Annotated in this window: 14 protein-coding genes and 1 pseudogene; 3 read left to right on the top strand and 12 right to left on the bottom strand. The window is 54.8% G+C overall.

Annotation, left to right across the window (positions count from 1 at the left end; all coding sequences use genetic code 11):
* Positions 1-243, top strand: a pseudogene (locus tag RDN66_RS02095) (hypothetical protein); the annotation flags it as partial.
* A gap of 101 nt (positions 244-344) precedes the next feature.
* Here RDN66_RS02095 and RDN66_RS02090 read toward each other — a convergent pair.
* The 10 genes from RDN66_RS02090 to pmbA form a co-directional block, all read right to left on the bottom strand.
* Positions 345-1085, bottom strand: coding sequence for a KDGP aldolase family protein (locus tag RDN66_RS02090; RefSeq protein ID WP_202216675.1), 741 nt, complete (start codon positions 1083-1085; stop codon positions 345-347).
* Positions 1082-2200 (bottom strand): DgaE family pyridoxal phosphate-dependent ammonia lyase, encoded by a 1119-nt coding sequence (locus tag RDN66_RS02085; RefSeq protein ID WP_202216676.1) that lies wholly within the window; start codon positions 2198-2200, stop codon positions 1082-1084. The genes RDN66_RS02090 and RDN66_RS02085 overlap by 4 nt, the downstream gene beginning before the upstream one ends.
* A complete protein-coding gene (locus RDN66_RS02080; protein WP_202216677.1) occupies positions 2184-3317 on the bottom strand; it encodes an amidohydrolase/deacetylase family metallohydrolase in 1134 nt (377 codons plus the stop codon). The genes RDN66_RS02085 and RDN66_RS02080 overlap by 17 nt, the downstream gene beginning before the upstream one ends.
* A 42-nt stretch (positions 3318-3359) precedes the next feature.
* The gene (locus RDN66_RS02075) at positions 3360-4004 is read right to left on the bottom strand and encodes a DUF4310 family protein (RefSeq protein ID WP_035892755.1); all 645 of its coding nucleotides are present in this window, start codon (positions 4002-4004) and stop codon (positions 3360-3362) included.
* A gap of 12 nt (positions 4005-4016) precedes the next feature.
* Positions 4017-4793 (bottom strand): DUF4311 domain-containing protein, encoded by a 777-nt coding sequence (locus RDN66_RS02070; RefSeq protein WP_123651112.1) that lies wholly within the window; start codon positions 4791-4793, stop codon positions 4017-4019.
* Between the two features lie 21 nt (positions 4794-4814).
* A complete protein-coding gene (locus RDN66_RS02065; protein ID WP_202216678.1) occupies positions 4815-5114 on the bottom strand; it encodes a DUF4312 family protein in 300 nt (99 codons plus the stop codon).
* Position 5115: 1 nt separating this feature from the next.
* Positions 5116-5478 (bottom strand): SFCGS family glycine-rich protein, encoded by a 363-nt coding sequence (locus RDN66_RS02060; protein WP_004206501.1) that lies wholly within the window; start codon positions 5476-5478, stop codon positions 5116-5118.
* Positions 5479-5488: 10 nt separating this feature from the next.
* A complete protein-coding gene (locus RDN66_RS02055) occupies positions 5489-5827 on the bottom strand; it encodes a glycine dehydrogenase (RefSeq protein ID WP_035892751.1) in 339 nt (112 codons plus the stop codon).
* Between the two features lie 289 nt (positions 5828-6116).
* Positions 6117-6503, bottom strand: a complete 387-nt coding sequence (gene cybC, locus RDN66_RS02050; protein WP_202216679.1) for a cytochrome b562 — start codon at positions 6501-6503, stop codon at positions 6117-6119.
* 60 nt (positions 6504-6563) lie between these two features.
* Positions 6564-7904, bottom strand: a complete 1341-nt coding sequence (gene pmbA / locus RDN66_RS02045; protein ID WP_308537491.1) for a metalloprotease PmbA — start codon at positions 7902-7904, stop codon at positions 6564-6566.
* 106 nt (positions 7905-8010) lie between these two features.
* Between pmbA and yjgA the strand changes: the two genes are divergently transcribed.
* The gene (gene yjgA / locus RDN66_RS02040; protein WP_035892747.1) at positions 8011-8562 is read left to right on the top strand and encodes a ribosome biogenesis factor YjgA; all 552 of its coding nucleotides are present in this window, start codon (positions 8011-8013) and stop codon (positions 8560-8562) included.
* A gap of 202 nt (positions 8563-8764) precedes the next feature.
* Entirely contained in the window at positions 8765-9193 is a 429-nt protein-coding gene (locus tag RDN66_RS02035) for a DUF2628 domain-containing protein (RefSeq protein ID WP_202216680.1), read from the top strand.
* A 519-nt stretch (positions 9194-9712) separates the two neighbouring features.
* On the opposite strand, the gene RDN66_RS02030 is transcribed toward RDN66_RS02035, so the two are convergent.
* Both RDN66_RS02030 and mpl read right to left on the bottom strand, forming a co-directional pair.
* Positions 9713-10234 (bottom strand): GNAT family N-acetyltransferase, encoded by a 522-nt coding sequence (locus tag RDN66_RS02030; RefSeq protein WP_035892745.1) that lies wholly within the window; start codon positions 10232-10234, stop codon positions 9713-9715.
* Between the two features lie 173 nt (positions 10235-10407).
* Positions 10408-11778 carry a UDP-N-acetylmuramate:L-alanyl-gamma-D-glutamyl-meso-diaminopimelate ligase gene (mpl, locus tag RDN66_RS02025; RefSeq protein ID WP_202216681.1) on the bottom strand — a complete coding sequence of 457 codons (1371 nt, stop codon included), beginning with the start codon at positions 11776-11778 and terminating at the stop codon, positions 10408-10410.
* Between the last annotated feature and the right edge of the window lie 51 nt (positions 11779-11829).

Below are 11829 nucleotides of genomic sequence, written 5' to 3'. Positions count from 1 at the left end.
CCTTCATCGCGTCGCTGGGATGGAAAGGTCCCTGAATATGAGTGGCCTGAGGGGGCACGGCTGTACAGGGTGATGTCGAAAGGAGTAATACACATCGGTAAGGAAGTGTTCCTGAGCGAGGCGCTGCTGGGAGAATACATCATGCTGGAAGAAAAAGATGATGGCGTTGAGGCCATCATCTTTAACGGAATAACGCTTGCTTACTATGACCGGAAAAGCCGTAGTATTATCCGGATAGACTAGGAAAGTGTTACCTATGTTCCCGGTCTGAAGTGTTACCTATGTATCCGGTCGTACACCCTCTCCCCTGTGGGGAGAGGGTTAGGGTGAGGGGGTTAATCGCGCTACTTAACAAGCTGTTTCGTGATTTCCAGCAGTTGACGCACATCCGCCGGACGCGTATTCCCGCTCGCCTTATCAATAATCGAGCTATAGATATGGGGGATAATTTTGCTAACTCCAGCATCCAGCGCAATTTTCAGGATTTCGCCGTAGTTGTCGAGGTCAATACCGCCGGTTGGCTCCAGCCAGAAATCATGGCGTGCGCAGGCTTCAGCTACCGCAACAAACTCATCGCGATGCTTCAGACCGCCCATCGGGAAGTATTTAATCGAGCTGCCACCCATATCTTTCAGCAGAGCAATCGCCGTTTCCAGCGGCACAATGCCGTCTGGCGCGTTGCTGGAGAGCGGACCGGTGGAGATTTTGACCATGCCGACGGTGCCGGTTGGCGACACCAGGCCGTTGACCACGGTTTCGTTCTGACCCAGCAGCGCGCGGCTGGTTGCCACGCCGGTGAAGACCTGGTTAACGTGCTGCGGCTGCACCTGGCGGGAGATTTCGCTGACCATCGCCGACTGGTTCGGGTCGCCCGCGCCCAGGCCTACAGACAGTGCGTTATCAATCAGTTTCGCGTATTCACGCATATCGGCCACCGCGCTGGCGATGTCCGGATAGTTTTTGGAGAGCACACCCACCAGCACATGACCTTCCGCCGCTTCGTAAATCTCGCTGGCGTTCTGCTTGCTGCCTGCCAGAACGTTCAGGCAAACGCGGTCACGGTAAAAGTTTGGGGTCAGTTTCATGCTTTTTTCTCCTGGTTTAAGACTTCAGCAATACGGCGGGAGACAATCTCCAGCTGCTGTGCATCCACGCTGCGGACATCGGCTTCAATAATGCCTTCGTTGGCCTTGTAACCGCGGAAGTAAATGGCGTATTCGCCCTGCTTCAGCGCCGCCACCAGGTCACCGGTGTGCACGCCGGTCACGGCTTCATCAAATTTAATCTCGGCGCGTGCAATGTCACGGCCTGCGCTGTCCCACACCACGCGAGCGGTCACACCGTTGAGCGTATTCAGCGCTTCGATGAACGGTGTCATCTTCGCCACCATCTCTTCGCCGCTCTCTTTGGTCGCCGTCAGGTAATGTTCAATGGCGCAGGTGAGGCCAAGAATGCCCTCTTTGCCCACCTTCATAGCGCGGCCAATACCGTTCGACTGACGCTTAACCCACTCAACGTACTGGGTTTTACCGATAACCAGCCCGCTGGTTGGCCCTTCAATGGCCTTCGCACCGCTGTAGATAACCAGATCCGCGCCCGCACGGTAGTAGGCCTGTAGATCCTCTTCCGCCGCCGCATCGACGATCAGCGGCAGATTATGACTGCGTGCCACCGCCGCGGCCTGTGCCACGTCGAGCATGCTTTTCTGCACGCAGTGGTGAGATTTGATGTAAAGAATCGCTGCGGTACACGGAGTAATCGCCGCCGCTAGCTGATCGGCAGAACATTCGTTGGCGTAGCCTGCTTCCACCAGCTTACCGCCGCCCAACGCTACCATGGTGCCGACCGGAGCGCCGAAGTTGACGTTGTGGCCTTTCGGCAGCACGATTTCGTTGTTTTCAATTGGGGTAACGTGCAGGTTTTCCAGTAGCCAGTCGCTGTCTTTTACCAGCACCGCCGCCACCGACTGCGCAATCCCGGCGGAGGCGCAGGAGACGACGGTCGCCCCTTCTACGTCCAGCAGCTTCGCAATGTAGGCGCCGGTTTTATTCACCAGATCTTTCATCTCGAAGTACTGGTTCATACCCGCCATCGCGGCTTCTACCACTTCCGGACGCGGCGTAGAGACGCCAAGAATCGTCATACGGCCTGAGGTGTTAATCACCTGTTTTAAATCGTATTTCTCAAAAATCGAAGGCATTTTCCGCACTCCCTTGTTCGGTCAGATAGCCCTTGCCCGCGCGAATCGCGGCAAGCGGCAGCAAAATTTTGTCAGCCTGAAGGCTCTCTTTTTCGGCATCGACCAGTACCGTTGGGGTCTGGGCCACGGTAAACAGCGTCAGGTCCGCGTCATAGCCCACCGCCAGACGACCTTTGTGCGTCAGGCGTAACCCCTCGGCGGCGTTCGCCGTGACGCAGTCAATGACCTGCGGCAGCGACATACCAATGGCGAGGAATTTCGACATCACCAGCGCCAGCGAGCGCACCGGGCCGTCGATGCGGTTACGACAGTAGATATCGGAGCTGATGGTGTGCGGCAGAATGCCCATCGCAATCGCCCGGCGGGCCACTTCAAAGCTAAAGCTCGCGGTGCCGTGGCCGACGTCGAGACGTACGCCGCGTTTTAAGGCCCGCACGATGGAGCCGCGCAGTTCGCCTTCCGGCGTCAGAATACGGTTCGGTTTACCGTTGTAGCAGTGGGTGATGATGTCGCCAGAGCTCAACAGCTCGGCAATTTCATCAAGGTTTGGTGGGTTGTTGCCAATGTGCACCATCATCGGCAGGTCGCCGTTTTCTTTCTGAATGGATTTGCCCCGCTCCAGCGGCGTAATGCCGTTTTCGCCGACCACGCTGCTGCTCATGCGCGCTTTCAGACCGACGATAAAGTCCGGATGGCGCGCCACCGCCTGCTTCACCGCTTCCGCATCGATATTGGCCATATTGGCCAGTTCGTTCTGGGCAATCAGTCCGACGCGGGAAATGTTGAGCAGCGCATAGACGTCGGTTGCCGCTTTGCGGGTCAACTGGTAGAAATCATCCACGTCATCGGCACCTGTGCTGCCAGCATCAATCACGGTGGTGACACCGGTGGCGATACCGACGCTATCCGGTTCGTCGTGGTAAATCGGGGAATTCGGGTAGCAGTGGACGTGAGAATCAATCCAGCCCGCGCTGGCGTAGTATTTGCCATCAAGGTCGATGGTTTTAAGGGCAGGCGCGCTAATCTCGCCCAGCGCCGCGATTGAACCGTCCTTCATGGCGATATCAGTCAGGGTATCGTCGACGAGGCGCGCACGGCGCAGGAGTAAATCAAACATATCTCTCTCCTGTTAAGGCGGGCGCTAAAGCGCCCGCAAGGTTTAGCTAATCGCGACCGGGAAGATAGAGCCCAGCAGCATCGCGCCCAGAATGGCGCCGCCGGTAATCGGCTTCTGCCAGACATAGAAAATCAGCGCGCCAATCAGCGAGCCCACGCCGATAGGAATCGAAGCGGTCATGGCGCTGAGGATAATCAACGGGCCAAGGAAGCGGCCGGAGGCGTTACCCGCGCCCATCATCACGTCGGCCCCGTAGGTGGAGTCACTCTGGTTGATGGTGAACTTACGCGCCAGAATGATGATGTAGCCAATCGCCAGACCAATCACCAGCCCGGTAATCAGGGAGGCGATAAAGTTGGTCACCGGGAACATGATGCCCGCGCCCAACAGCAGCGCCGGAACGCCGAGGCCTACGCCCGTTTGAATCGCGCCGCCGATGTCGAGAATCCCCACCAGCGAACCTTCGATGATACGGGCGAACAGGAAGCTCGCGCCGAACGCCGCCACCGCGCCGTAAGCCCCGGTATCAATCCCGGCTTTCAGCATCGCCACGAAGGCCACTTCGTTGAAGGCGCCAATGCCGTAGAGGTAGTACATATGCGTCCCGGCGAACACGCCGGAAGAGAGCAGGCCAACGAAGATCGGGAACGACCAGTCGGCATACCAAAAACCTTTATTTTGTTCCATGTCAGGCTCCCGTTATTTGCCGCTGATTGAGCTGTGGATCAGATCCAGCCAGTTCGGTACGGTCAGGTGGAAGGATTCAATCATCTTCATGTCAAAGCCGCGGAAGAAGGCGCTCAGGACAAACAGCGCAACGATGGCGCCCATCATCACTTTAGTGACGCGATGCCAGCCGCTCTCTTCAACGCCTTTACCAATCAGAATACCCAGCACCAGGCCCGGTACGGCGTTACCCATAATCAGCTGCGCCGCGCCGCCGAAGATGGTGGCCCAGAAGCCTGATTTCTTACCGGCATCAATCGCCGCCAGCCAGAAAATAACCGGCATCACGGTGTTCACCAGCAGGTTGGCTGCCGGAACCAGCACCTTAACGGCAGTCACCTGCAGCGCTTGCGGTACGGAAGATGCCGTCAGGTTAAGGAAGGCCACTACGATCATGCCGATGATGCCGCAGGCAATCGCCATTTTGCGTGGATCATGCAGCGTCTCACCGACGTTGCGATTTTTCACCATCAGTGCCGCCGCGCCCCAGTTCGGGATAATGCGGTGGTCAACGTCCTGGGTGAAGGAACCTGCTGCGACGGAAGAAGCCCAGGCGTTAAAGAAGAAGCCGAGGCCAAAGGAGAAGTGGGAAGCCGGATCGCCTTCACAGGAGTTCAGCTCGCCCAACGTACGAAACGCCCCCATCCCCTGCGTGGTGGGCGCGTGAAACATGCGTGCCGCTCCGGCGCCCACGCCGACGCCAACCAGGCCGCCGATGATGAGCGATTTTATTAAAATTATCAGGAACATAGTCTGACCCTTTGGTGAAAATCAGGTTTGCGTGACGAAATCCACTTTATCGATATCGATGGCAGTCACGTTGACGGTCACGTCCAGCTCCACGCTGTACGCTCGTCGTTCACGGCGCAAAAAGAAGAATAAGAACGCCTCTTTTCGTACCGTTTCGCGCGCATGAACGACCTGCACATCCTGTGGCTCAATACGCAGTAAGATGCGCGATGATGTTTTCATCACCGCTGCCTGCACGTGGTTCAGAGCATCGGCGAACGCCCGTGTTTTGCTTTCGCCTTTGCCCGTGACCCTCACCGTGGTGGTGAATTGCTCTTTCATATCAAGCGCCGTACTTCTTCTTCCAGGCCTCTACCAGGCGTTCGCCCAGCTCTTCTTTGTCCATAAAGCCGAAGCCCAGCACGTTGCAGCCTTCGTTGATGGCGGTGACACCCTCTTCCACTGAACGCATGCCGTATTTCGCTTTGTAGCCATATTTGGTCTGCGCGGTGATAGCACCCGCGCCGCCGCTACCGCAGAAGGAGATACCGAAGGTCGCGTTCTCGGCCTTCATCATGTCGCCCAGCTTCATGTCGGCGGCGACTCCCGGTACCACAACTGCACGAGCACCGGCTTTTTCCGCGCCAGCGGCAACTTTTTGTCCTTTACCCAGGCGGTCGCCAATTACTACGGTGATCTGTTCCATTTGTTGCTCCTTACAGGTTGTCTTTTGCTACTTCGAAGTGAACGGAGAGCAGCCAGGCCTCTTCATCAGGCAGGTTGCCGAACTCCGCGACCACTTCGCGGGCAAGCATCATTGAATCGTCAGAAATCTCTTCAAACAGGCTTTCATCCACTTCCGGCAGCGGCTCGCCGCTGATAGACCGGTGGGCCATGGCCCGCACGTGGGAGGTCAGCATTTGCTCCTGCACGTCGTTAGGGGTGATACCGCGGCGGCGTAACAGTGCGAACACCTGCTGCAACATCTTGTCGGCCAGCCGTTCGGTCTGTAGCGCCTGCTCCCCTGCGTCGTGTATTACCGCTCCGTTATTCACTCGTGTTACCCCGCTAATGTCTCTGGGGATAAACCTAACGCCGGGGGGTGGGAGTTTGTAGCGAGTTGTTTTCCACTTCGAAGTGGAAAGGTAGACGGCTTGAGTGATCGGATTCACACATTCACCACGAAAATAACGATTTCGATATATTCGCGTGATGAATGTCACGTCTGTGGGACAAGGTCATTGGAAATGCGAATGGCAAAACGGAGGTGAAAAATGTGATATCGGTGAAGTTTTTCGGGGGAGAAAGACGGAAGGTGTCAGGCGACACCTTCCGGAGACAGGATTAGCGGAACTTCTTGTGGTTCTCGTTGCGGGTGGCTTTGAAATCTTCTGCAGCGGCCTGGGCTTCTTTAACTTTGCCCTCGTTCGCCAGCTTCATTGCACCGTCAATCTGACCAATCAGCGTATCCAGACCATGGCGATAGTCTTTCATTTCTGCGCTGTCTGCCGCTTTGCCTTCCAGCTTCGGCGGGGTCTCTTTTTTAGCGTCTTCAGCAGCGGTACGCATTTTCGTCAGTGCTGCTTTCAGTTCACCCGCGTCGGTGGTCTTCTGCACCACCTGCAGATTTTCCGCCAGGGTGTCCATATCTTCGCCCAGGTCAGCAAAGGCAGAAGCCGAACCCAGCGCCAGCGCGGAGACCGCCAGCATCGCTACCAGTTTTTTACGCATTGCTCACTTCCTTTTTATTATTTAAGCGAACGGGCGCAGCAGGATGCGCCCAATACGTGATTACTGTCCGGCGATTTTCATCTCCGGAAGCAGTACGGAACCACATTGAATATTACTGCGTGTCTCAATATCGTCGGCGATGGTGACCATATTGCGCCACATGTCTTTCAGATTGCCAGCGATGGTGATTTCACTCACCGGATACTGAATTTCGCCGTTCTCAACCCAGAAGCCGGATGCACCGCGAGAGTAGTCGCCGGTGATGCCGCTAACACCCTGCCCCATCAGTTCAGTCACGACAAGACCCGTGCCCATCTCTTTAAGCAACTTTTCAAAACTTAGGCCGCGACCGGCAATACGCCAGTTGTGGATGCCGCCCGCGTGGCCGGTGCTCTTCAGGCCCAGTTTACGCGCGGAGTAGTTGGTCAGCAGCCACTGAGTCAGCACACCGTCTTTGATGATGTCGCGACGCTCGGTGCGCACGCCTTCGCCGTCAAACGGCGTGGAGGCCAGCCCTTTCAGCAGATGCGGATGCTCTTCAATAGTCAGCCATTCAGGCAGAATTTGCTTGCCGAGAGAGTCCAGCAGGAAGGTCGATTTACGATAAACCGAACCACCAGCAATCGCGTCGACCAGATGGCCGAACAGCCCGGTCGCCACTTCATTAGCGAAAATTACCGGCGCTTTCATGGTGGAGAGCTTGCGCGGCTCCAGGCGAGACAAGGTGCGGCGCGCGCACTCTTCACCGACCCATTCCGGTGACTTCAGGTCACCCAGCGCACGGCCGATGGTATAGGCGTAGTCACGCTCCATGTCGCCGTTCACTTCGGCAATCACGCAGCTTGAAAGGGAGTGACGGGTTGAGCAGTAGCTTTGCAACATACCGTGACTGTTGCCGAAGACTTTAATACCGTAGTGGCTGTTGAAGCTGCCGCCTTCGGTGTTGGTAATACGTTTGTCAGCCTTCAGGGAAGCCTGCTCAGCGCGGGCCGCCATTTCGATGGCTTCATCCGGGGAGACTTCCGCCGGGTGAAACAGGTCAAGATCCGGGGCGTCAAAGGCCAGCAGCTCTTTGTCTGCTACGCCAGCGCAGGGGTCCGGCGAGGTGTAGCGCGCGATGTCCAGCGCCGCCTGCACGGTACGGGCGATAGCATCCGGGCTCAGGTCGGTGGACGATGCGCTGCCTTTACGGTTTTGGTGATAAACGGTGATCCCCAGCGCCCCGTCGCTATTGAATTCGACGTTTTCGACTTCACCATAACGGGTGCTTACGCCGATACCGGTGGTCTTGCTGACCGCCACTTCCGCGCCGTCTGATTGACTGGCTGCCAGCTCCAGCGCCGTAGAGACCGCTTTTTCCAGCGCAATACGTTGTTGTGCAACTTGTGTGATCACTTTCATCGTCTAAGCCATAATCTGAGGTAAAGTTAAATGAAGTCTAACAGAGAACCCTTTCTCAGTATGCGCTCAAGCTGTTAGTATTAGCCTCTTTTTTAAGGAGCCTGAAATGACAAAGCAGCCCGAAGACTGGCTCGACGACGTCCCCGGTGATGATATCGAGGACGAAGATGATGAAATTATCTGGGTCAGCAAGAGTGAAATTAAGCGTGATGCCGAAGAGCTGAAAAAGCTTGGGGCAGAGCTGGTTGACCTAGGTAAAAATGCCCTGGATAAAATCCCGCTGGACGCCGACCTGCGCGCCGCCATTGAGCTGGCGCAGCGTATCAAGATGGAAGGCCGCCGCCGCCAGCTGCAGCTAATTGGTAAAATGCTGCGTCAGCGCGACGTAGAACCTTTCCGTCAGGCGCTGGATAAGCTAAAAAACCGCCACAACCAGCAGGTTGTTGTTTTCCATAAACTGGAGCAACTGCGTGACCGCATGGTTGACGGTAGCGATGAAGCCATCGAAGAAGTGATGAACCTGTGGCCTGACGCCGACCGTCAGCAGCTGCGTTCGCTGGTGCGTAACGCCAGGAAAGAAAAAGCGGGCAACAAGCCGCCAAAATCTTCCCGCCAGATTTTCCAGTATCTGCGCGAACTGACTGAAAACCAGGATTAAGCCTCTGTAAAATGCCCTGTTTTCAGGGCATTTTTATGACGACTAAAATAAATATTTAAAAATCTATTTCCACTATGAATTATCACAGCCTTAATATCATAAAATAATATAGTATTCACTATTCCTTGATCACAGCTAAATTGATCTTATTCATTTTCAATGTTAATCTCGCCAAAAACCAGCAATGAATAAAGGATGATTTATGGCGAATAATGAGTTCAGTGAAAAATGGCGCGATCGATTTAAATTTTTCAATCAACATGGGCTACCCGGAATGGACTCTTACCGAGCGGCGCTCGGCCAACTAAGTTTCTCGAGGAGAACGCGAATTCATTGCAATGGATATGCCTTTATATTTGGATTCTTGTATTTTTGTATTCTTGGTCTTTGGAAAAAAGGGCTCGTGTTATTTATCACAGCTATAGTTGTTAATTTACTGATCAGTCTCATTGAAGGGTTAATGAATGTGAATCTTAACGTTCTCGATAAACTTATGAATTTCGTTTATATGTATATATGCAGCACTTCTGCAAATACCGCATACTATCTTAGGGCGGTGAAAGGTATCGACAGCTGGAATCCCCTGCAAGGGCTGACCAGAAAAAGCATCAATACGTTATCGCGGCGATAACGTTCAAAGAACGTGGTAGGGTATGTGCCGTCATACCCTACCGCATTTTAGCTAAGAGTACGACTGAAGATAAACAGTTCAGCAATAAGGATCGGGGACGACACAATAAATATGAAAAATGATCTCACCCGATAACCAGACGAACATATTCCCGCCAGACTCATAATAGAACTAATTGATAGAAACACAATGGCGAGTAAGAAAAGGATGCTATAAACAGCGCCAATATATACACCTATCCCATATGTATGGGAAATAATTTGCAATATAAATGTAAGAATAGAAAAAATAATAGCCAATAACGTTAAGATAAATGCAATTGCAATCATTTCAAGTTTATTATCTTTAATAGACACTCGTTCAGGATATGAATACATAAAACCTCCATGTAAAAATACAATGTGGCACAAGACCTCTTATATTGTAAAGATGAAATCAGTACGGGAAATTTCATGGAGGATATTAATATAATACCCAATCTGCATTACGGCATGCCTTTATTTCATCTGGATAATCACATCACGCCATCACAACCCGGCACAAATCATGGTTGAAACGCTGGTACTGCGCCTCGTCAATCGGCTGCGGATAGCTCAGCACGATCAGCTCGTGATCGGCGATACCCGCATGATAAGTCGGGTGGGCATGCGGCCACGGGTTGGCGAAGAATCCCATGCTTTCATAGAAGCGCAGACGCTTGTGGGCAATGTCGGTGGTCAGCGGGTCGATTTCCAGAATGGTTTTCGGCGCACGTTCGAGGATCTGTCCTAGCAGACGTTTACCGTAGCCCTGGGAGCGTAGGCTACTGTCGACCGCCAGATGTTCAATGTAGACGTAGCCGTCAAACGCCCAGCATCCGCTCATGCCAATAAACTGCTCACCGTCGAACCACGCTTCCAGCGCGTAGTGCGGGGAGTTGAGTGCTCGCTGTTTAGCGGGGAGTTCGCGCTGTTCGTGCCAGGGGAAGGCTTGAGTGTATAGGGTGTCCAGCGGGGGGAATAGAACGGAGTCGGTTGAGGTGATTTTTTTGGCGGTGAGCATTTTGGGGTTCCGGGAAAAGGACTAGATCTAGCGGGTACCCCCTCACCCCGGCCCTCTCCCCAAAGGGGCGAGGGAGAAAACCAACCGTGCTAGCTGCTCGATCGGTCCCCTCTCCCCCGCGGGGAGAGGGTTAGGGTGAGGGGGGAAAACCCGCTCAGCGCAACATCAGCGAATTACTCCTGCTGCGCTTTCTTCGCCAGCCCATCGAGCAGCTTCTGATGAATGCCGCCGAAGCCGCCATTACTCATCACCAGAATATGGTCGCCAGGCTCGGCGCTCTTCACAATCATATCGGCCAGCGCGTCAACGTCAGCGCTCCAGTGTGCAGGCTGCACGCAGGCTTCCGCCACTTCCGCGACCTGCCACGGAATGTGCTGCGGCTGCAACAGGAACACTTCATCCGCGCGGCCCAGAGACGGCGCCAGGTCGTCTTTGCAGACGCCCATTTTCATGGTGTTCGAGCGTGGTTCCAGCACGGCAATAATTTTCGCGGTACCGCCGACTTTGCCGCGCAGCGCTTGCAGCGTCGCGAGGATAGCCGTTGGGTGATGCGCGAAGTCGTCGTAAACGCAAACGCCGTTAGCTTCGCCACGAAGCTCCAGGCGGCGACGGGCGTTGATAAAGCTGCCCAGCGCGTTGGCAGCATCGGCTGGGGTGACACCGACATGACGCGCGGCGGCAATCGCCATCAGCCCGTTATGCATATTGTGTTCGCCGACCAGGCCCCACTTCACTTCGCCGACTTTTTCACCGTCGAGCAGCACTTCCCACTCGGAGGCATCGGTATTGAGTTTCTTCGCCTGCCAATGGCCCTGTTCGCCCACCAGCTCCTGCTCGCTCCAGCAGCCCATCGCCATCACCTGTTTCAGGTTCGCGTCGTTTTCCGGCAGGATAATGCGACCCTGACCCGGAACGATGCGTACCAGGTGGTGGAACTGTTTCTGGATAGCTTTCAGATCGTCGAAGATGTCCGCGTGATCGAACTCAAGGTTGTTGAGGATCAGCGTACGCGGGCAGTAATGCACGAATTTAGAACGCTTATCGAAGAACGCGCAGTCGTATTCATCGGCTTCAATCACGAAGAACGAGCTGTCGCCCAGACGCGCGGAAACCTCGAAGTTACCCGGCACGCCGCCGATGACGAAGCCCGGCTTGTAGCCGCACTCTTCGAGGATCCAGGTCGCCATACCGGCGGTGGTGGTTTTGCCGTGGGTACCGGCAACCGCCACAACCCAGCGGTCGCGCAGCACGAAGTCGTGCAGCCACTGCGGGCCGGACATGTACGGAATGTTCTTCTCCAGCACCGCTTCTACGCACGGATTACCGCGCGTCATGGCGTTGCCGATGATCACCAGATCCGGCTGCGGGTCGAGCTGACTTGCGTCATATCCCTGAATTAAATCAATGCCTTGCTTTTCAAGCAGCGTGCTCATCGGGGGATACACATTGGCATCCGAACCCGTGACTTCATGACCCAGCGAACGAGCCAGCATCGCCAGACCGCCCATGAAGGTGCCACAAATACCCAAAATATGAATGCGCATACGTCACTATCCTTTTTTTATCTACCTCACATTTTACCCATATGTTTGCCG

Source organism: uncultured Kluyvera sp. (assembly GCF_902485085.1).
Lineage (GTDB): Bacteria > Pseudomonadota > Gammaproteobacteria > Enterobacterales > Enterobacteriaceae > Kluyvera > Kluyvera ascorbata.
Note: the sequence above shows the minus strand (reverse complement) of the source record. Positions and strands in the feature narration are given on the sequence as shown.